General features: G+C 43.6%; 18 protein-coding genes. 14 read left to right on the top strand and 4 right to left on the bottom strand.

Annotation, left to right across the window (positions count from 1 at the left end):
* Positions 1-208: 208 nt before the first annotated feature.
* The 10 genes from JO154_RS17440 to JO154_RS17395 all read left to right on the top strand — a co-directional run bounded on the left by JO154_RS17440 (position 209) and on the right by JO154_RS17395 (position 10,004).
* Entirely contained in the window at positions 209-970 is a 762-nt protein-coding gene (locus JO154_RS17440; RefSeq protein WP_291947848.1) for an isoprenyl transferase, read from the top strand.
* Positions 951-3,701, top strand: a complete 2,751-nt coding sequence (locus JO154_RS17435; protein WP_291947846.1) for a POTRA domain-containing protein — start codon at positions 951-953, stop codon at positions 3,699-3,701. Before JO154_RS17440 ends, JO154_RS17435 begins: the two co-directional genes overlap by 20 nt.
* Positions 3,702-3,769: 68 nt before the next feature.
* Complete coding sequence (locus JO154_RS17430; protein WP_291947844.1) at positions 3,770-4,285, top strand: OmpH family outer membrane protein; 516 nt, start codon at positions 3,770-3,772, stop codon at positions 4,283-4,285.
* Positions 4,286-4,341: 56 nt separating this feature from the next.
* Positions 4,342-4,851 carry an OmpH family outer membrane protein gene (locus JO154_RS17425; RefSeq protein WP_291947842.1) on the top strand — a complete coding sequence of 170 codons (510 nt, stop codon included), beginning with the start codon at positions 4,342-4,344 and terminating at the stop codon, positions 4,849-4,851.
* 174 nt (positions 4,852-5,025) lie between these two features.
* The gene (gene rpmH, locus JO154_RS17420; RefSeq protein WP_012788729.1) at positions 5,026-5,181 is read left to right on the top strand and encodes a 50S ribosomal protein L34; all 156 of its coding nucleotides are present in this window, start codon (positions 5,026-5,028) and stop codon (positions 5,179-5,181) included.
* A 13-nt stretch (positions 5,182-5,194) separates the two neighbouring features.
* Positions 5,195-5,626 (top strand): ribonuclease P protein component, encoded by a 432-nt coding sequence (locus JO154_RS17415; protein WP_366935596.1) that lies wholly within the window; start codon positions 5,195-5,197, stop codon positions 5,624-5,626.
* Positions 5,627-5,642: 16 nt separating this feature from the next.
* Positions 5,643-5,873, top strand: a complete 231-nt coding sequence (gene yidD / locus JO154_RS17410; protein ID WP_233180405.1) for a membrane protein insertion efficiency factor YidD — start codon at positions 5,643-5,645, stop codon at positions 5,871-5,873.
* A gap of 39 nt (positions 5,874-5,912) precedes the next feature.
* Positions 5,913-7,595, top strand: coding sequence for a S41 family peptidase (locus JO154_RS17405; RefSeq protein WP_291947837.1), 1,683 nt, complete (start codon positions 5,913-5,915; stop codon positions 7,593-7,595).
* 219 nt (positions 7,596-7,814) lie between these two features.
* The gene (locus JO154_RS17400) at positions 7,815-9,200 is read left to right on the top strand and encodes a Gfo/Idh/MocA family oxidoreductase (RefSeq protein ID WP_291947835.1); all 1,386 of its coding nucleotides are present in this window, start codon (positions 7,815-7,817) and stop codon (positions 9,198-9,200) included.
* Positions 9,201-9,215: 15 nt separating this feature from the next.
* Positions 9,216-10,004, top strand: a complete 789-nt coding sequence (locus JO154_RS17395) for a DUF1080 domain-containing protein (RefSeq protein ID WP_291947833.1) — start codon at positions 9,216-9,218, stop codon at positions 10,002-10,004.
* A 92-nt stretch (positions 10,005-10,096) separates the two neighbouring features.
* Here the strand turns inward: JO154_RS17395 and JO154_RS17390 are convergent, their stop codons facing one another.
* Together JO154_RS17390 and JO154_RS17385 are read right to left on the bottom strand one after the other, a co-directional pair.
* Positions 10,097-10,810 carry an FkbM family methyltransferase gene (locus JO154_RS17390; RefSeq protein ID WP_291947832.1) on the bottom strand — a complete coding sequence of 238 codons (714 nt, stop codon included), beginning with the start codon at positions 10,808-10,810 and terminating at the stop codon, positions 10,097-10,099.
* Between the two features lie 85 nt (positions 10,811-10,895).
* Complete coding sequence (locus JO154_RS17385) at positions 10,896-11,498, bottom strand: superoxide dismutase (RefSeq protein WP_291947830.1); 603 nt, start codon at positions 11,496-11,498, stop codon at positions 10,896-10,898.
* A gap of 263 nt (positions 11,499-11,761) precedes the next feature.
* Between JO154_RS17385 and JO154_RS17380 the strand changes: the two genes are divergently transcribed.
* Positions 11,762-12,463 (top strand): LuxR C-terminal-related transcriptional regulator, encoded by a 702-nt coding sequence (locus JO154_RS17380; RefSeq protein ID WP_291947827.1) that lies wholly within the window; start codon positions 11,762-11,764, stop codon positions 12,461-12,463.
* 680 nt (positions 12,464-13,143) lie between these two features.
* Positions 13,144-14,076 (top strand): SPFH domain-containing protein, encoded by a 933-nt coding sequence (locus tag JO154_RS17375; protein ID WP_291947825.1) that lies wholly within the window; start codon positions 13,144-13,146, stop codon positions 14,074-14,076.
* Between the two features lie 101 nt (positions 14,077-14,177).
* Here JO154_RS17375 and JO154_RS17370 read toward each other — a convergent pair whose 3' ends face one another.
* Together JO154_RS17370 and ligA are read right to left on the bottom strand one after the other, a co-directional pair.
* On the bottom strand, positions 14,178-14,618 hold the full coding sequence (locus JO154_RS17370; protein WP_291947823.1) for a nucleoside deaminase: 441 nt from the start codon (positions 14,616-14,618) through the stop codon (positions 14,178-14,180).
* A 5-nt stretch (positions 14,619-14,623) separates the two neighbouring features.
* The gene (ligA, locus tag JO154_RS17365) at positions 14,624-16,732 is read right to left on the bottom strand and encodes an NAD-dependent DNA ligase LigA (protein WP_291947821.1); all 2,109 of its coding nucleotides are present in this window, start codon (positions 16,730-16,732) and stop codon (positions 14,624-14,626) included.
* Positions 16,733-16,900: 168 nt separating this feature from the next.
* On the opposite strand from ligA, the gene JO154_RS17360 reads away from it, so the two are divergent.
* Complete coding sequence (locus JO154_RS17360; RefSeq protein ID WP_291947819.1) at positions 16,901-17,623, top strand: NUDIX domain-containing protein; 723 nt, start codon at positions 16,901-16,903, stop codon at positions 17,621-17,623.
* A gap of 654 nt (positions 17,624-18,277) precedes the next feature.
* Positions 18,278-21,679, top strand: a complete 3,402-nt coding sequence (locus JO154_RS17355) for a methylmalonyl-CoA mutase family protein (protein ID WP_291947817.1) — start codon at positions 18,278-18,280, stop codon at positions 21,677-21,679.
* The last annotated feature ends 30 nt before the right edge of the window (positions 21,680-21,709 follow it).

Genomic DNA, 21,709 nt, shown 5'->3' with positions numbered 1-21,709 from the left:
CCGGGCTTTCTACCGGCAGACCAAGTTTCCCGTTAAACAGCCGAACAATACCTGCGAAAAGCTGAAAAAGCCCGCTGGTGTTGACTTCGCTGTTAAAACTACGTTAAAACCCCCTGCCGTGTTTGGCCAAAAAAGTCATTACTCTATTTTTGTATCTTTGCACACTTTTAGTAAATCTGTATAATCTGTAATAATACGCCTGACACAAATGAGTTTGAAGGATAAATTGGACTTACAACGGCTACCGAAACATATCGCCATAATCATGGACGGGAATGGTCGTTGGGCAAAAGAGAGGGGACAAGACAGGCTGTATGGGCATCATGAAGGAGTAGAAAGTGTGCGAAATATAGTTGAAGCCTGTGCGGAACTAGGAATAGGCTATCTTACCCTATACGCTTTTTCAACCGAGAACTGGGACCGCCCAGTTTATGAAGTAAATGGCATAATGGAACTGTTGGTAAACACTATCCGTAAGGAAGTGAATACCCTCTCTAAAAATAATATCAGGCTGAATGTGATCGGGGACCTGGCGATGTTGCCAGGCCAGGCACGGCAAGAAATGGAGGAGGCGATAGCGCTTACCAGCCATAACACCGGTCTGAACCTGATCATGGCCCTTAGCTATAGCGCCAGGTGGGAAATTGTGAATGCGGCCAAAAAAATTGCAGCTGATGCCCAAAAAGGTATGCTGGACCCGGCAACAGTTTCCGCCGATGTATTCGAGAAATATCTCTGTACTGCCGGATTACCTGATCCGGAATTGATGATCCGTACCAGTGGAGAATGCCGGATCAGTAATTTCCTTTTATACCAGTTGGCTTATGCGGAACTGTACTTTACAGATACCCGTTGGCCGGACTTCCGCAATGAGAATCTTTACGAAGCCATCTTAAATTACCAAACCAGAGAAAGGCGTTTTGGCAAAACAAGCGAACAAATTCAGCAGAATGAAGAAATTATTTCCTAAGGGCCTGTTGGCTATAGCATTATGTGGTGCGGGAATGCGTGTATCTGCTCAGCAGAAAGATACCCTCCCACCAACACATGCTAATCCACCGGTTGAATTTCCCAGCAATGTGGGTACACCGCAACAATATGAGATTGCAGATATCACAATTGCTGGTACACAATACCTCGACAAATCATTGCTGCTGTCTCTGTCCGGCCTCAATGTAGGGGATAAGATCGTATACCCTGGCGGTGACCAGTTTGCAAAAGCGCTGCAAAACCTTTGGTCTCAGCGACTGTTTGCCGGTGGTGGTATCAATGTGACCAAAATCGAAGATGGTAAGATCTGGCTGGAAATAGAACTCGTGGAAATGCCTCGTATTGGTAGTTTCTCTTTCAGAGGTATCAAAAAAGCAGAAGCGGATGAAATCTCCGGTAAAGCTGGCCTCCGCAAAGGAAACGTACTCAGTGAAGGCGTTAAACAAAACGTCATCGGGGTTGTACATAAATTTTATGCTGATAAAGGCTTCGGCAACGCTACCGTAAGGGTGGATCAACGAATCGACAGTGGCGCGGTAAACAGTGCTGTTATCATTTTTACAATTGATAAAGGCAACAAAACCCGCGTAAGCACTATCAATATCGTTGATAACTATAATATTGCTGACAGCAGGCTGAAAAAGCGTATGAAAGGGACACATGAGATGACCCGCATCACGCTGCATCCTGATACCAAGGTAATTTATAAGGACTCAATCCCGGAGTCAGATCAATTCTGGCAGACCTACGGATTCCTGCAGCCTACTAGGGCACTGGAAAAGTTGGACCCTTATTTCCGCTTTAAATTGTTCAGTTCTGCCAAATTCAATGAAGCTAAATACATTGAAGATAAAGGCAAGATCATCGCGTACTATAACAAGAATGGTTTTAGGGATGCATTGATCGTAAAGGATACCACCTACAACAATGCTAGTAAGAACCTGAATGTAGAAATCCAGGTATCTGAGGGTAAAAAATATTATTTCGGGGATATTACCTGGAAAGGAAACGTAAGATATTCTGACTCTCTGCTGACCCGCATGCTGGGAATTAAGAAAGGAGATATCTATAACCTGGAACTGCTGGAAAAAAGATTAGGTAAACAAATGTCTCAGGAAGGTGGTGATATCACCGGTGCTTACATGGACTATGGTTATTTGTTCTTCCAGATTGATCCGGTTGAAACAGCCATCCACGGAGATACGATCGATTATGAGATCCGTTTGCGTGAAGGTCCGCAGGCTACCATTAAGGAAGTACGTATTGCTGGTAACGAAAAAACCAACGAACACGTAATCCGTCGTGAGTTGCGTACTATTCCAGGAGAGAAATTCTCTCGTCAGGATCTGATTCGTTCTAACCGTGAGATTGCCAACCTTGGTTTCTTCAACCCGGAGAAAATTGGTATGAACCCCGTACCTAACGTACAAGACGGTACTGTGGATATCGACTATACCGTAGAAGAAAAAGCCAACGACCAGTTAGAGCTTTCTGCAGGTTGGGGTGGTTATATCGGTCTGACCGGTACCTTGGGTGTTACGTTTAACAACTTCTCTTTACGGAATATCTTTAAGAAAGAGACTTGGGATCCTTTACCAAGTGGAGATGGTCAGAAACTGTCTATCCGTGTCTCTTCTAACGGTAAAGCATATCGTTCTTATAACTTTTCCTTCACCGAGCCTTGGCTGGGTGGAAAGAAGAGAAATCAGTTTTCTGTGAGCTTCTATAGCAGCTACCAGAATCCATATGCGTACAATGATTATTACAAACGCCTTTATAACGATACCACTACTTCACCAAACGGAAGTTTCCGCGTATTGGGTGCGTCTGTATCACTGGGTAAGCAGTTGAAATGGCCAGATGACTATTTCTCTCTGATTTATTCTGTGAACTATCAACAGTATAGACTGAGAAACTATAACTACTTCGGTATTCCAGGTTTCTCCAATGGTAATGCGAACAACGTCAACTTGAAACTGACCCTGGCGCGTTCTTCTGTGGATCAGCAGATCTTCCCGCGTAGTGGTTCCAACTTCATGTTGTCTGGACAGTTCACGCCGCCTTATTCTGTGTTTAATCCAAGCAAGAATTATCAGAACGAGCCAATTGCAGAACAGTTCAAATTTATCGAGTACCAGAAGTACCGCTTTAATGCAGAATGGTATGTGCCTTTGAGTAAGCCAATGGGTAGCGATAACAAACAGTTCGTACTGAAAGTGGCTGCTAAGTTTGGTTATATTGGTCGATACAACAACCGTACTACCCTGTCGCCGTTTGGTCGATTTGAGTTGGGTGGAGATGGTTTGAGCAACTTTGCTATCTATGATCGTGATATCATCTCTCAGAGAGGTTATCCGGTGTATTATACCTCTAATCCGGCTGTGAATCCGGAAAGCGGACAACCTGCAGGTTATGAAGGATTTACTGTATTCAACAAGTATGTGATGGAGCTGCGTTATCCATTCAGTCTGAATCCAAGTTCCACCATCTTTGGTTTGGCTTTCGTAGAGGCGGCGAATGGTTATCGTGATATTCAGGATTACAATCCGTTTAGGCTGCGTCGTTCTGCTGGTTTGGGTATGCGTTTCTATCTGCCAATGTTTGGATTGCTTGGGTTTGATTATGGTATAGGATTTGACAGACTGCAGCCAGGTCAGGGTCTGAAGAATGCGGCTAAGTTCACCTTTATGCTCGGTTTCGAACCTGAATAATGTGAAATAAATTATATATTGCAGGAATTAACTGGTCAAAAACAGGAAAGTCAAAAATCCATTGTAGCATGAAAAAACTATTTATTACCGCTGCCTTTATCCTGGCAGCAGCGTGGGGTGCAAGTGCGCAACGCTATTGTGTGATAGATACAAAATATATTCTCGAAAGTATTCCTGAGTACAAGGAATCGCAGAAGAAACTGGACGCTATTGCAGATCAATGGCAGAAAGAAATTGATGCGAAATTCCAGGAAGTGGATAAAATGTATAAGTCTTATCAGGCGGAGCAGGTAATGCTCACCGAGGAGCTGAAACATAAGCGGGAAGATGAAATCGTGGCAAAGGAAAAGGATGCCAAAGACCTCCAGAAGAAACGTTTTGGTTACGAAGGGGATCTTTTTAAGAAGAGAGAGGAATTAGTAAAACCTATCCAGGATAAGATTTATAATGCAGTGCAGAAAATGGCAGCCAGCAGAATGTATGATTTCGTGCTGGATAAGTCCGGAGGAGCAACTGTAATATTTTCAGATCCGAAGCTGGATAAAAGTGATGAGATTTTAAAATCACTGGGCGTAAAGAAATAACTGGCACCTATTTTTTAACTATAAGTATTTAAATTTTTTTAAACACAGACAACATCATGAAGAAGTTCGTAATTATTGCTTTTGTGGCAGTAGCCGGTTTGTTCAGCGTAAATGCAAAGGCACAGTCCAAAATAGCGCATATCAACGCTCAAGCGCTGGTGACGGCTATGCCTGAAACTGCAAAGGCAGAAACTGAATTGCAGACATTCGCAAAAAGCCTCGAAGGGGATGGTAAAGCGATGTACGATGAGTATCAGAAAAAACTGGCTGAATTCAACGATAAAGCTGCTAGCATGACTGATAACATGAGAGAAATCAAAGGTAAAGACCTGCAGGATATCCAGAAACGTATCCAGGACTATAGCGAGGCTTCTCAGCAAAAAATTCAGGAAAAACAAGCTCAATTGCTGAAACCTATCTACGATAAAGCACGTAAAGCAATCGAAGATGTAGCTAAAGAAAAAGGTTACGGTTATGTAATCGACAACAGCAACGGTATGCTGCTGGTTTCCCCTGCTGGCGATGATATCCTCGCTGCAGTTAAGACTAAAATGGGTATTAAATAATTGATTATTAGCATATTATAAATGGAATGTGGTGAAAATCCACATTCCATTTTTTATTTTCTGGCTAAAATTTTCACTTTTCAAAAAAATCTGCTACCTTTGCCTTCCGTTTTAAAAAACAGTTTCCCATTACGGGAGGTTTTAGTATAGTACAGGTAAAAACAAATAAAAGAAATGAAACGTACTTTTCAACCGCATAACAGACGCAGAAAGAGCGTTCACGGCTTCAGAAAGAGAATGGAAACTGCTAATGGCCGCAAGGTACTGGCATCCCGTAGGGCTAAAGGTCGTAAGAAGCTGACTGTTTCTGACGAGCGTAAGCTGAAATAATTATAGTAGCTAAATACTATTTGCCATAAAGACTTATTCTTTTAAACAGGAAGAAAGGTTAAAAAGCAGAAAACTTATTGAAACGCTTTTTCGAGAAGGAAAAGCGTTTTCTGTTTTTCCCTACAGGGTGGTCTATATGCTGGTGGATGATTTACCAGTCAATAGATTCCCTGTACAGGTGGGTTTTAGCGTCTCTAACCGTAAATTTCCCCGGGCAACAGACCGTAACCGGGTGAAACGTCTCTCCCGCGAGGCCTGGCGCCTGCAAAAACAGGATCTACACGACAAGCTCAGCACGCAGTCGCGAAAACTGGCTGTCTTCCTAATCTATACGGATAAAAATATCGCTCCGTTTTCCACCATTCAAGGCAAAATTTCGGTAATTTTAAAGAAATTGGCAGCCATCGGTGAGCCTCCTGCTCCCACAACTGCCACTCATTCCTAATCGATAATTCTTGAATATGAACCGTGTAGTGCGTTGGTTGAGTTATCCCTTTATATTCCTCATCAAACTATATCAATGGCTTATCTCCCCATGGCTGGGAGCTAAATGCCGTTATACCCCTTCCTGCTCCCATTACGGACTGGAAGCCTTCAAAAAATATGGCCTCTTCAAAGGCGGCTATCTCACCATAAAACGTATCTTGTCTTGCCATCCCTGGGGTGGCCATGGTTATGACCCCGTGCCATAACCTGCCAACGTTCATTTTTTCATCTTTCGACGATATTGTATGGGTAACTTCTTTACCAGGAAAAAGAAAATTATCGGCGGCCTCCTGGCGCTGCTGATCACTGCCACTGGCATCTTCGCTTTCGACGAAAACAATAAATACTTCCTTATAGCCAAAAATTTGGACCTTTTCGCCGCTTTCTACCACGAACTGGATACTTACTACGTGGATGATCTGCCGCCCGAAAAAACCATCCGTAAAGGCATGGAATCCATATTGGACGATACAGACCCTTATACCGATTTCATCGCGGAAGATAACCTGGATGAACTCAAGTATATGGCTACCGGAAAATATGGCGGCGTAGGCGCGTCTATCGGGACCAATGGAGAATGGACCAATATCACAGACGTTTATCCGGGAAGCCCAATGGATAAAGCCAATGTGAAACCCGGAGATATCCTGGAAAGCATGGACGGTCGCTCCCTTAAAAATATTCCACAAGATAGCATTAGCAAAATGCTGAAAGGAACTCCAGGAACCGCTATCGATATTGTGTTCAGAAACCCGGTTACTAATGCGGTTGCTACCAAAAAAATTGTACGCCAGGAAATCAACGTCAAAGCCGTGTCTTACTCCGGCTTCGTTAAAAACGATATCGGTTATATCAAAATGACCCAGTTCACCGAAAATAGCGGGAACATGGTTCGTAAGGCTTTTGAGCAACTGAAACAACAAAACCCTTCCATGAAAGGTGTTATCCTGGACCTTCGGGGAAATCCAGGCGGCCTGCTGGATGAGGCAGTGATTGTTGCTAATACCTTCGTAGATAAAAATAAACTGATCGTAAGTACTCGCGGAAAAGTGAAAAACTGGGATCGTTCTTATGAGACGACCGGTAATCCTGCGGATAGTCATATACCGTTGGCAGTCCTGACAAATCATTCTTCTGCTTCTGCATCTGAAATTGTTGCAGGATCTATACAGGATTTGGACAGAGGTATTATCGTAGGCCAGCGTTCTTATGGGAAAGGATTGGTGCAAACTACCCGCCCGCTGCCATATAATACCAAACTGAAAGTGACTACTGCTAAGTATTATACGCCTAGTGGACGCTGTATTCAGGCGATTGACTACTCGCACCGCAATGATGACGGCAGTGTGGATTTTGTAGCCGACTCCTTGCGTAAAACTTTTAAAACTGCGAGTGGACGTGTAGTGAAAGATGGAGGTGGAATCGAGCCTGATGCAAAAGTGGAACCCGCTTATCTCAGCCAGGTGGCTGTCTCCCTAATACGTAAACAATACATCTTTGATTACGCCACACAATATTATTACCATCATGCTAAAATAGCTTCAGCCGCTACTTTCAGCCTGACGGATCAGGAATTTAATGATTTCGAACATTTCCTGGATAACAAGGATTACAGTTATAAAACACGTAGTGAAGATGCGTTGGAATCCTTCAAAACCACTGCTCGTAAAGAGAAATATTACGATGCCGTTTCAAAGGATCTGGAAGTGTTGGAGCAAAAATTGAAGCACGATAAAAAACAAGATTTCCTGAAGAACAAAGATGAAATCAAACGCTTGTTGGAAGAAGAGATTGTAAATCGTTATTACATGCAAGAAGGCCGCATTGCGAAAGGCTTAACGAATGATAACGAAGTAAACAAGGCGATCAGCCTGTTGTTGAATCAAGCGTCTTACAAGAAGATGTTATCCACTTCTGCATTGAACTAATTAGCCATAAAGAGGCTGTATAAAAGGACCGAAATTGACATCTGTGACGTCAATTTCGGTCCTTTTATTTTTTGTTGTCCCTGCCCATCGGGCAGGGACAACAAAAAGAAGATTGTTGCCTTCATTTAATGCCTGCTGCCATTTGTCCCTCCGTTTTGCATTATTCCCTTATTGTGTTTATATTAACCAATCATCATTTTATCACCTAAAAGGGTAAGCATGCCAGTAAATTCCAACGAAAACTCCCGCCGGAATTTTATTAGCAAATTGGCCAAAGGAGTGGTAGGGGCGTCTCTACTGCCAAACATCCTCACGGCTGCTGATAAAAAGCGGAACATTGAATCACTCTCACGACTAAACGAAAAGTACAGCGCAAACGATCACATCCAAGTAGCATTGATCGGAGCTGGTGGTATGGGCACCGCAGATGCCAATACCGCTATTACAGTGCCAGGTGTTAAGCTGGTAGCTGCATGCGACCTGTACGACGGCCGCCTCGCCGATGCCAAAAAGAAATGGGGCAGCGACATCTTCACCACGCGTAACTATCATGAAATTCTGGACCGCAAAGATATTGATGCGGTTATCATCGCAGTACCTGACTTCTGGCATAAGGAGATTTCTGTAGCAGCCATGAACAAAGGAAAATCTGTTTACTGTGAAAAACCTATGGTGCATGATATCACAGAAGGCCCTGCGGTGATTGATGCGCAACAACGCAATAAAGTAGTGTACCAAGTAGGTAGCCAGGGCATGAGTTCCTTGGGTAATGAGAAAGCCAGACAGTTGCTGAAAGAAGGCGCTATCGGGCATCTCAACTATGCAGAGGGATTCTGGGCTCGCATGTCGCCAACCGGCGCCTGGCAGTATCCTATCCCTGCAGATGCATCCACGAAAACAGTTGACTGGGATGCCTATCTGAAAAATGCGCCTAAGCGTGATTTCGATCCATTGCGCTTTTTCCGTTGGCGTAACTACCGCGACTATGGTACCGGCGTTTCTGGAGACTTATTCGTACACCTGTTCTCCAGTCTACATTTCGTTACAAATTCCATTGGTCCTAATAAAGTAATGGCCACTGGTGGATTGCGTTATTGGAAAGATGGAAGAGAAGTACCGGATATTATGTTAGGAATGTTTGATTATCCGGAGACAGCCGTTCATCCAGCTTTTAACCTTTCACTCCGTGTCAATTTCGTAGATGGCACTGGTGGTACCAATTACCTGAGAATGGTGGGTAGCGAAGGCTCTATGACAGTAGAATGGGATAAGGTGACGCTTTACAAAAATCGGAATGAAGTAGATGCCAACGATCCGCTGACTGCTACTAAGAATAGTGGCGGCAATGCTGGGAAATCGTATGTGTATGACCGTAAGTCGATGTTGCCACCGGATAAATTGATTTACGAAGCAGAGCAAGGTTATAAAGGCGCGCATTTTGACCACTTCTATAATCTCTTCAATGCGATGCGTAACAATGGAAAAGTAGCAGAAGATCCGTTATTCGGTTTCCGTGCTGCTGCGCCTGCATTGCTGTGTAACGACAGCTATTTCTCGAATAAGATTATTCAATGGGATCCTACAAATCTTAAAGTAGTAAGCTGATAAAAATATCTGAACATGAAAAAACTGATAGTACCTGTATTATCTGCAGTAGCCATTGCCACCGCATCCTGCGGTGGTGGCACTCCACACAACGCGAAAGATGCTGTAGCTGTAAAAGCTGATACGGCAGCCGTTACGAAGGAAATAGCCGCTGATACAGACAACGTTTTATCCGATGCAGAGAAAAGAGACGGATGGCAGTTGTTATTCAATGGTAGAAGTAAAGATGGCTGGCATGGCTATAAAGGCAAAACTACTGATACGTGGGTGGTGGATTATGGTTTGCTTCATTGCTTGGGTAGTGCCACTGATAAAAGTGATAAGCGCGCTGATTTGACTTCAGATAGTAGCTATGAAAATTTTGAACTGAATGCCGACTGGAAACTAGCTCCTAAAGGGAACAGTGGTATTATGTACCTGGTGTCTGAAGAATTCGAAGCACCTTATTTGAGTGGTCCGGAATATCAGATCATCGATGATAAGAATTTCCCGGAGAAGCTGGAAGACTGGCAGAAAACCGGCGCCAACTATGCGATGAATCCACCGCTGGTAGCAGCTTCCAATCCAATCGGAGAATGGAATCATACTAAGATTATTGTCAACAAAGGTCATGTAGAACATTGGCTGAATGGACAGAAAACTGCTGAGTATACCATGGGTAGTGCAGAGTGGAAAAAGAATAAAGAGACAGGTAAATGGAAAGATGCGAAAGGTTATGGTATGACGAAGAAAGGTAAGATCGCCTTACAGGATCACGGCAGTGAGATCTGGTTTAAGAATGTGAAGTTGAAAGAGCTGAAATAAGTAGTTATTAAGTAAGAATAGGGCTGACCTAAACCGGCTGCTAGGCGGATGATTCGCTGAGTTAGTAGTCAGTTTATGTCGGCCCTATTTGTTTATTTTCTATTGTCGTGGTAGAAGGCGGTATTATAAGACCTTGCTACCAGTTTATAATCTTTTGCGTGCAGGAATTTATAGAGTGGGCCATTAAGAGAGTCAGACACATCGCTCATTAAATCTTCTACCAGTAAGTATTCCGGGCGATATTTATCCCAGTTATTGGATTGTAGCACTTGGAGGTCGAGTCCTTCCACATCTACAGACATAAAGTCGATATGTTGACCAGCGGGTAGATGTTCCTGCAGGATATCTTCCAGGGTAACGGTTTGTAGTTCCTTTACATCCGTGATTTTATAATTGTTTTTACCGTCTTTTGAGAGGGCTTCTTTTTCGCTGAAAGTATTGAGTGCAGGCTCATTGAAGATATAGAACTTCAGGACTTCTTTTTTATCGGATACTGGAACTTCCAGGTTAATATCTCTGGGGCGTTTTTTCTGGAATACTTGCATACTGCCAGGCATAGCGTCCACGTTGATACCGTGCCAACCGTCGAGGTAGAAGCGATAGGTATTGGAGAACCTGATAGGGTGATGCGCGCCGATATCTACGAAGAAGCCATCGGTTTTTTTACCGACGAATCTGCGTAGGATCATATCTTCTCCTTCCTGGGCAAAGGAGAATTCGCTGTATTTCAGGTTATCCAGCGTAAAGTTTTTAAGTAGCCGGCGTAATTTGCTGAGTTTGGAATTACGGGCAGGTTGATGTTGCATGAAAAGGATTTGTCTGGAAGCTCAAGATAAAATAAAAAAATCCTCCGGGTGGAATACCAGGAGGATTTTTATTTGGAAAAGGAGATTAAGCTTTTTCGAAGCGTGCTTCAACCGCTTTCCAGTCAACCACGTTCCAGAAAGCAGCCAGGTATTCTGGGCGGCGGTTCTGGTATTTCAGGTAGTAAGCGTGTTCCCACACGTCAACACCGAGGATAGGAGTGCCTTTTACTTCAGCGATATCCATCAGTGGGTTATCTTGGTTTGGAGTAGAGATAACTTCCAGTTTGCCATCTTTTACGATCAGCCATGCCCAACCGGAACCGAAGCGTGTAGCGCCGGCAGCGTTGAATTTTTCTTTAAAGGCATCGAAAGAACCGAAAGCGCTGTTGATAGCTTCTGCTACTTTACCGGTAGGTTGACCACCTGCGTTAGGCGCGATGATAGTCCAGAAGAAGCTATGGTTCCAGTGACCGCCGCCGTTGTTTCTAACAGCAGGGCTGATTTTACCAGCGTTAGCAACCAGCTCTTCCAGGGATTTGTTTTCGTTTTCTGTACCGGCGATAGCCTTGTTCAGATTGTCTACATAAGCCTGGTGGTGCTTACCATGGTGAATTTCCATTGTCAGTTTGTCGATATGTGGTTCTAACGCGTCAGTGGCGTATGGTAAGCTCGGAAGTGTAAATGCCATAATTCTGTTTTTTATGGGTTTATAATATTTTTTTAGAGATAGTCGCCAAATTTACTGCCTATCTGGCTAAAAATCAATTAAGAATTTCGATAGCCACATTGATTTAATAGATATATTAGTTAATCCAGGGGCTTGATAGGCTTGGACATATGATTTTTTATTTTAAATTTACAGGTACTCGGTTTAACAGGACGTAACAACAGGCAATTTTCGTGTATGCCTGGCAGTTGTGAGTTACCTATTGTTTGTTTAAAACGTTTAGTATGCAGACAGCCTCTGATTTAGGGCAAAACTTTTCCCTCTCCGCCTTGCAGAAGGAGAACGACCAATTAAAGAATCGCGTGCAATGGCTGGAAAGTATCTTGCATCATGTGCCTGCCATGCTGTATAGTTATGATAACAACAAGAAAAGTATAACCTGGTGTAATCAGGGATTGGCGGAAGCATTTGGTTATACCCCCGCCGAGATGGTTGGATTGGGAATGGATTTTTTCCGTCACATCATGCATCCGGATGATTTCAAACTAGCTGCAGTAGCGCAACAGGCATTTCGGAGTAATCGCAAGCAATTTGGAGGAATGGCGCGTATTCGGCGGAACGGAGAAACGGACTATCGTTGGTTGTTGGGATTGGAAGTACCATTTACACAGAACGAGCGGGGAGAAGTAGTAGAGATTATCTGCGCTTTTCTGGATCTAACAGGTGCGATGGATACTAATGCCGCAATGGCGGATGCGCTTTCTGAAATACTCCGTCGTCAGAATGAAAGCCTATTAAATAAACTGACAGCCCGCGAAAAAGATGTGTTGGCCCTAGCTGTGCGGGGATTGAATAATAAAGAGATAGCCAGTTCGTTGAACCTTAGTCGTTATACTGTTGAAACCCATCGAAAGAATATCCGTTTGAAATTAAAAGTGAGGAATAGTACTGAACTGGTTTCCCTTGCCAGGAAAATTGGGTTCTAAGGAATCATTAGGTGAAAATAGTATCGGTTTTTGCTGAAATAACAACTGTCCGTTTTTGCAGTGCAAAATTGCATCAATTGCAAGAAAAATATAATATAAATTATATATTTCTGAAAACCAGGGATTAAGAAATCGAGTGGCTGATATTTATTGCTAAACTTTGCTAAAAAAAATCGAAAAATACCCAAGGTTGGGTATTTGCTTGCTTTTGAATCTCCACTAATTTAGTAAAATAATATTATGTATGTTATTTAAACATCATAGTATGATTATTAGCTGAAACACCCCTATCACTATGATAACCGAGGAACGAGCATTCTATATTTTGCAACTGGAACAATCTGCTACGTCGGAAGAAATTGTAGCACGTTATGAAAGTTTGAAGGATCAGTACAGGAAAATCAAGGATGAAACAGAGGATCTGAGAACCCGGCTTGCATATCAATTGAAACAAATTGAATTAGACGATGTATTCATATATTTTAGAAGAAAGCAAAGGATCTGACTAGCTTTTTGCAATTTTCATTCGTTGTGTTTTTAAGCTCAGTTTCATCCATTGTTTGTCTTCTTGCACAAACAGCCCTCTTGATAACCCCTATGCACCTGCCCTTATCTCATCCTGGCGGGTAAGTTTTATTTATTATATTTATGGATCATAACCCTACCTAAACACAATTGTTATGCAAGTAGTAAGTATTGTAATTGTAGTATTAATCCTATTAGTGCTATTATCATGTTTTGTGGCCGTACAGCAGGGTACCATTGCCGTTACCACCATTTTCGGAAAGTATAACCGTATACTTCATCCTGGATTGAATTTCAAAATTCCCGTTATTGAAAAGGTATTCAAAAGAGTATCTATTCAGAACAGATCTGTAGAGCTGGAGTTCCAGGCGATCACTATTGACCAGGCGAATGTGTATTTCAAAGCCATGTTGTTATATTCCGTATGGAACCAACAGGAAGAAACCATTAAGAATGTGGCGTTTAAATTTATGGATGAACGTAGCTTCATGCAGGCGCTGGTGCGTACTATTGAGGGCTCTATCCGTGGATTTGTGGCTACCAAAAGACAGTCGGAAGTACTGGGGCTGCGTCGGGATATTACAGAACACGTAAAAGAACAGATTGATGTAACCTTGGAGGACTGGGGATATCACCTGCAAGATTTGCAAATGAACGATATCACCTTCGATGATGCGATCATGAAATCTATGGCGCAAGTAGTATCTTCTAACAACTTGAAAGCGGCTGCTGAAAACGAAGGTCAGGCATTGCTGATCACTAAAACCAAAGCTGCGGAAGCAGAAGGTAACGCTATCAAAATCGCCGCAGAAGCAGAGCGTCAGGCTGCCCAGCTCCGTGGTATGGGTGTGGCCTTATTCCGTGAAGAAGTGGCTAAAGGTATGAGTCTTGCTGCTAAAGAAATGCAACAAGCAAACTTGGATACCTCTGTCATACTCTTTTCTATGTGGACAGAAGCCATTAAAAACTTTGCTGAAAACGGCAAAGGCAACGTGATTTTCTTGGATGGATCTGCGGAAGGAATGGAACAAGTTATGAAGCAGATGATGGCCATGAATAAACTGATGATGACAGAAGAACATAAATAAGAAACTGTATAAAAAAAAGAAAAAACGCATTGACGTCGCAGACGTCAATGCGTTTTTTCTTTTTGCGTTGTCCCTGCCCAGAGGGCAGGAGAGCTTGAAGGTTATTTTCTTCTGGATTCGAAGAAAGTTTTCATGAGCGTAAGACTTTCTTCTTTACATGGACCTTCTTCCAGCTTAGTTTTAGGATGGAAGGGAGATGTATTTCCCGTCGACCTTCGATAGCTATTTTTATCATCCGGTGCCGCATATACGATGCGTCCTATTTTGCTCCAGTAGAGGGCTCCCGCGCACATCAGGCAGGGTTCTACCGTTACATATAAGGTAGCATCCATCAGGTATTTACTGCTAAGTGTATTGAAAGCAGAAGTGAGTGCAATCATCTCCGCGTGAGCGGTACAGTCATTCAATCTTTCTACCTGGTTATATCCTCTTCCGATAATCCGGTTATTCAGCACTACTACGGCGCCGATAGGCACTTCCCCTTCATCGAAGGCTTTGCGTGCTTCTATCAGTGCCTGTTTCATGAAATGTAAATCGTCCATTCCGGTTATTTTATCATCTCCAGGAATTCGTCTTCAGTGAGAATTCGGATGGTATTAATTTTCTTTGCTTTTTCCAGTTTACTGCCGGCTTCTTCCCCTACAATCAAGTAGTTTAGTTTACTACTTACACCGCTGAGGATTTTACCGCCATGTTGTTCCACCATTTCCTCTGCCTCACTGCGTTTCAGCTTATGCAGGGTTCCTGTAAATAAAAAAGTTTGGCCACTCAATTCGCCGGTACCTGTAGCGGCGCTTTTGGTGTTTTCCATGTTGATGCCCAATTCAGCCAGCTTTTGAAGCATATGGATATTGTCCTGGTTACTGAAGAATTGGCGAATAGAGCCTGCCACTTTAGGCCCAATGTCTTCCAAGGCAAGGATTTGCTCTTCTGTGAAGTGTTGCAGATCCATGAGTTGAGAAACGGCATTGGCCAGCGTTTTGGCTGTCGTCTCCCCAACATATCTAATACCAAGGCCAAATATCAAACGGTGTAAAGGCTGGGATTTGGATTGCTCAATGGCCGTTTGGAGGTTGGTGAGCGACTTCTTACCAAATCCTTCCAGGGTACCTATTTTTTCAAAATCGAGTGTGTAAATTCCGGGGATATCCTTCATCAGGCCCATTGTATAGAACTTGCGGACATTACTTTCTCCGAAGCTCTTAATATCCATCGCATCTTTGCTCACAAAGTGGATCATGCGTTCTACCACCTGTGCTTCACAGTTGATATTGATACAACGCCAAACGCTTTCCCCTTCTGGTTTAAACAGTTTGTCGTGGCACACTGGGCAGTGGCTAGGGAATACGATTTCTTGTTCGGTTCCATCGCGCAGATCAGCATTGGACTTTACGATGTAGGGAATCACGTCTCCCGCTCTCTCTACCAACACGGTGTCTCCGAGTTTAAGATCTTTTTCCCGGATCACTTCTTCATTGAAGAGAGAGATGGAGGTTACCGTAACGCCACCGATATGCACAGGATCGATTTTGGCAACGGGAGTGATAGAACCGGTGCGTCCTACTTGGAATTCCACATTGCGGAGCTTACTGGTAGCTTGGCGTGCTTTGAATTTGAAGGCGATTGCCCAACGAGGATGGTGCGTAGTCATGCCCAGCTTATCTTGTAGCGCATAATCATTCACCTTGATCACCATCCCATCAATTTCATAGGGGAGGTTATCTCTTTCATTTTCGAACCAGAGACAGTAATCGATTACCTCCTGGATGCCTTTTACCACTTTTTTCTCTTTGGCAGGACTCCTGAAACCTAGTGTAGACAACAGGTCCAGGGTACCGCTGTGCGTACGCAGTGCATCTGGTTCTGTTTTACCAGCGTCCATGGTATGATAGCTCATATGGTAGAGAAAAGCCTCCAGACCTCTTTTAGCAACTTCCGCCGGGTCTACCATGCGAAGAGAACCAGAGGCCGCATTGCGTGGATTAGCCAGTGGTGGCAGGTTTTCAGCAATGCGTTTTTCGTTGAAAGCTTTAAAGGTATTTTTATTAATGAGCACTTCCCCGCGGATCTCGATGGTCTGGATGCCGTATTGTCCAAACTTAGCGGAGAGGGGAATACTGCGTATCTGGCGGATATTGGTAGTGATATCTTCACCGGCAACACCATCTCCACGGGTTGCGCCACGGGTCAGTTTATCATCTTCATATATCAGGGAAATACTGGCGCCATCGAATTTAGGTTCGATGCAGTATTCAATTTCAGTGAGTCCGGATGCTTCGCGGGCCTTACGATCCCAATCGATCAGGTCATCCGCGTTGTAGGAGTTTTCCAAACTGAGCATCGGCACGAGGTGCTGCACGGTTGGGAATTCCTTGGTGAGGCCACGGGCCACACGTTGGGTTGGACTATCGGAGCTGACGAGGTCAGGATGTTCTGTTTCCAATTTTTTGAGCCATGCGAATAGTTGGTCATACTCATAATCACTGAGTACAGGATCGCTTTGCACGTAATAACGCCAATCATTATACGTAATTACGCGGCGAAGGCCTTCTAGGGTCTCATCAATGGAGGAACTCAGCAGTGAATTTTTCTGCTGATGGTCCAGTAGCTGTTTGGCTAGCTGGGAGAGGGTTATTTCAATATCTTTTGTGTACATAACTTTGAAACTGAAGCGTAAAAATAAACTTATCTTTTTGCCTGGCGAAAGCATGCGTCAGGTTGGCTAAAAAATTCTGGCAATTTTTTCAAAAATGTGCTATTTTTTTGCTTGATTTGGTCAATTGAACCAAAACAAGCAGAAATTTATTGTAATTCCACGTTTGCTATGATGTCATCCATGTCTACTAAGAACATCAATACACATCTTATTGAAATAAAGGATTATTTCAAGGTCGCAATCTCTGTAGACTGCGTCATATTCGGTTTTAACAATGATGAACTGAAGGTATTACTGATTGAATCCGACTTGAAGGAATTTAAGGGCAAATGGTCGCTGCTGGGCGATATCGTGCGCTCGGAAGAGGAGTTGGATGAAGCGGCATACCGGGTGTTGAAGGAGCGTACCGGACTTGACAATGTATACATGGAGCAGGTGCAAACCTTTGGTACTATTAATCGCCACCCTGCGGGGAGGGTGATTACGGTGGCTTATTATTCCCTGGTTAATATTGAGCATGTAGAGCTAAAGAAGAGTAATAATGAGCTCCACTGGCACAGTATAAAGGATTTGCATGAAATGGCCTTCGACCACAAACAGATCTTGGATACCTGTCATGAGCGCCTGAAACAGCAGGTGATGGTACAACCGGTAGGTTTTAATTTGTTGCCTAAGAAATTCTCTCTCCGAGAATTGCAAAACCTGTACGAAGCTATCCTGGATGTGGAACTGGACAGAAGAAATTTCCGTAAGAAATTCCTGTCGATGGATCTACTGATGGATTTAAATGAAGAAGAAGAGGACGTTCCTCACCGTCCGGCTAAGCTGTATAAATTCAATTTCGACAAGTACGACCAGCGGAAAAAGCGCTATCTGGGCATAGGTTTTTAAGTATCAGGCCCTGATAGTTTTTTATCTCGCAAATCGTTAATTCTTCACCATTTCTGTTAAAATATAACTCCTTGAAATCCTTTACTGTAAAGGATTAGAGGTTCTTTTTACACTTATTATTCCAATCACCGTTTTATTTTCCAAAAAAGGTTTAAAAAACTTTGTTTTTAACAAAAATTTAATTAAGATTGTGTAAGATATACACATCCTTGAAAGCATCTATTGAATGATGCCTTTGCCGAAAGAGAAAATTGATAAGCATCGAAGTAAATGACCAGTATGTAGAAGACCTTGTATCTGACTTGTTATTCAGGATTAATCTGTCTTACTAAGCTTTCAATAACAAAAAATATCAAATTAAATTTTTTCTATAGTTGATTTTATAATTCCACGTTATGAAACAATAAGGCCGCTTTGCATTTTTGCCTGGTGCTTTAAAATGTAATTTCCCTTGTACAGCTCGTGCAAGGGAATTTTTTTGCCGAAAAAAATTTAATGAAACAGGGCTTTTCTTCACCGATTTTCTATACATCCCCTCCATAGCTGAAAAATCGGCAAAGTTTGTCTGGTTCCGCATCCCTACGCGATTTACGAGCAAAAGAAAACGTAAATTGCAGATCGCACCAGCCGGTGTGGGTAAAATCAGAATTCTATATGTCGTATACACCAAAAAACAAGGTTCGCATAGTAACAGCGGCCGCCTTATTCGATGGTCATGATGCTGCTATCAACATTATGCGCCGTATAATGCAGGCAAAAGGAGCAGAGGTGATTCACCTGGGGCATAACCGCTCTGCAGCGGAAATTGTAGATTGTGCCATCCAGGAAGATGCGCAGGGTATTGCCGTTACGTCCTACCAGGGCGGGCATGTGGAGTTCTTCAAATACATGTTCGACCTCTTGAAAGAAAAGGGGTGTGGTCATATAAAAATATTCGGTGGCGGTGGTGGAACCATTCTGCCAACTGAATTAGACGAACTGCATGCCTATGGCATCGCACGCCTTTATTCTCCGGATGATGGCCGTCATATGGGACTGGAAGGTATGATCGAAGACCTGATCAGCAGATGTGATGTAGCTGTACAGCCATTGCCTGCCGGTACTGGCGGAGAAGATACTGCCCAACTGAAGAAAGACAAGAATCCTAAAATAATCGCCAGAGCTATTTCCCTGGCGGAAAATGATATACCAGTGGCTATGCTGAGCGGCATGAAAACCCGCAAAGCAGTGACGGTGGCGGCAGATGGCGCACAAATCACCACTACTCCAGATACAGATAATATCCCTGTATTGGGTATTACCGGTACTGGTGGCGCTGGTAAAAGTAGTGTGACCGATGAATTGGTACGCCGTTTTCTGAACAGGTTTACAGATAGATCTGTTGCAGTTATTTCTGTGGACCCGTCCAAAAAGAAGACTGGTGGTGCATTGTTGGGCGATCGTATTCGCATGAATGCCATTCACCACCCAAGAGCGTACATGCGTTCTCTCGCTACCCGCGAATCTGATAAAGCCATCAGTGAACATATCCAGGAAGCCATCGACATCTGCAAAACAGCAGCATTCGACTTCATCATCCTGGAAACCTCTGGTATCGGCCAAAGCGATACCGCTATCACCGATTACTGCGATGTTTCCCTCTACGTAATGACGCCAGAATATGGTGCCGCTTCACAGTTGGAAAAAATCAATATGTTGGATTATGCGGATGTGATTGCTATCAACAAATTCGATAAAGCTGGCGCATTGGATGCCCTCCATGATGTGCGTAAGCAATATAAACGCAACCATAACCTGTGGACTGCAAAAGACGAAGAGTTGCCAGTAGTAGGCTCCATCGCATCCCAGTTTAATGATGCAGGCATTAACCTGCTCTTCGAACGCGTGATGGAAAAGGTGATCGAAAAATCAGGTGTTTCCTTTGGTTCCCTGGAACATGAAAGCGTAAAGGCTACCACTACTAAATCCCAGATTATTCCACCAGCTCGCGTAAGATACTTGGCTGAAATTTCAGAAGCAATCGGGGATTATAGCAAATGGGTAGATGAACAGTGCAAACTGGCTACACAGTTGTACCAGATTGAAGGAGTGATGAAACTCCAGTTGGATGCGGATAAATTAGGCACTTTACAGGATATTAAATCCAGCCTTGAAGCACAACTGCATCCGGAATGCAAATCACTGATTACAGAATGGCCAGCTATCGTTAAAAAATATACTGCCGATTTCTACGAATTCCAGGTAAGAGATAAAGTGATCAAATTGCCTTTGTATGCGGAGAGTCTTAGCCATAGCCGTATTCCAAAGGTTAGTTTGCCGAAGTATAGCGATTGGGGCGATATCCTCCGTTGGCAACTGACAGAGAACTTGCCTGGTGAATTCCCATATGCTGCTGGGGTGTTCCCGCTGAAGCGGGAAGGGGAAGATCCTACTCGTATGTTTGCCGGAGAAGGTGGCCCGGAAAGAACCAATAAACGTTTCCACTATGTATCGCTGGATCAGCCAGCAAAACGTTTATCTACTGCCTTCGATAGCGTGACGCTCTATGGGGAAGATCCTGCCATTCGTCCTGATATCTATGGTAAAATTGGTAACTCTGGTGTGAGTATCGCTACGGTGGATGATGCGAAAAAACTCTATAGCGGTTTTGATCTCTGTGATGCGAAAACCTCTGTATCTATGACGATCAATGGTCCGGCGCCTATTCTGCTGGCCTTCTTCATGAATGCGGCTATAGATCAACAATGTGAAAAATACATCCGTGAAAATGGGCTGACTGAAAAAGTACAGGCTATTATCAAAGATAAATTCAAAGATCATCCATTGCCACATTACAATGGAGATCTCCCTGCCGGCAACGACGGACTGGGACTGGCTTTGTTGGGTATCTCCGGAGAAGAAGTGCTGGATAAAGAAGTATATGAAAAGATAAAAGCGCATGCATTGAGTACCGTTCGTGGTACGGTGCAAGCGGATATTCTGAAAGAAGACCAGGCACAGAATACTTGTATCTTCTCTACTGAATTCGCATTAAAACTGATGGGAGATGTACAAGAATACTTCATCCATCAAAAGGTGCGTAACTTCTACTCTGTGAGTATCTCCGGATATCATATTGCGGAAGCTGGCGCCAACCCGATTACACAGTTGGCATTCACGCTGGCTAATGGTTTCACTTATGTGGAATATTACCTGAGTCGGGGTATGAACATCGATGATTTTGCGCCTAACCTGTCGTTCTTCTTCAGTAATGGTATGGATCCGGAATATGCGGTGATTGGCCGTGTAGCTCGTCGTATCTGGGCAAAAGCCATCAAGTACAAGTACAAAGGGAATGATCGTTCTCAAAAACTGAAATATCATATCCAAACCAGCGGACGTAGTTTGCATGCGCAGGAGATTGATTTCAACGATATCCGTACCACGCTGCAAGCGCTGTATGCGATATACGACAACTGTAACTCTCTGCACACCAATGCGTATGATGAGGCTATCACCACGCCTACAGAAGAAAGCGTACGTCGTGCAATGGCTATCCAGTTGATTATCAACCGCGAGCTCGGTACGGCTAAGAACGAGAATCCAATTCAGGGCTCCTTCTTCATTGAAGAGCTGACCGATCTGGTAGAAGAAGCGGTATTAGCAGAATTTGAGCGTATTACAGAACGCGGCGGCGTACTGGGTGCGATGGAGCGTATGTATCAACGTAATAAGATCCAGGAAGAAAGCCTGTATTATGAGTCTCTAAAACATACCGGCGAATATCCGATTGTAGGGGTGAATACCTTCTTGAATAAGAACGGTTCTCCAACCGTTATTCCAGCGGAAGTAATTCGTAGTACCACCGAAGAAAAAGAATTCCAAATCAATACCCTGGAAGCTTTCCAGCATAGACATCAGGCGAAACGTGAAGCGGCACTGAAGCAACTGAAACAGGTAGCGGTGAATAACGGCAACCTCTTTGCGGAACTGATGGAAACGGTGAAGCACTGTTCCCTCGGCGAGATTACACATGCACTCTATGAAGTAGGAGGGCAGTACAGAAGGAATATGTAAGTTGCTCGCAAAGGACGCAGAGAAGCAAAG

It is taken from the genome of Chitinophaga sp., assembly GCF_019236475.1.
Classification (GTDB): Bacteria; Bacteroidota; Bacteroidia; order Chitinophagales; family Chitinophagaceae; genus Chitinophaga.
The sequence above is the reverse complement of the archived record's forward strand: the minus strand, read 5'-3'. Positions and strand labels throughout refer to the sequence as shown.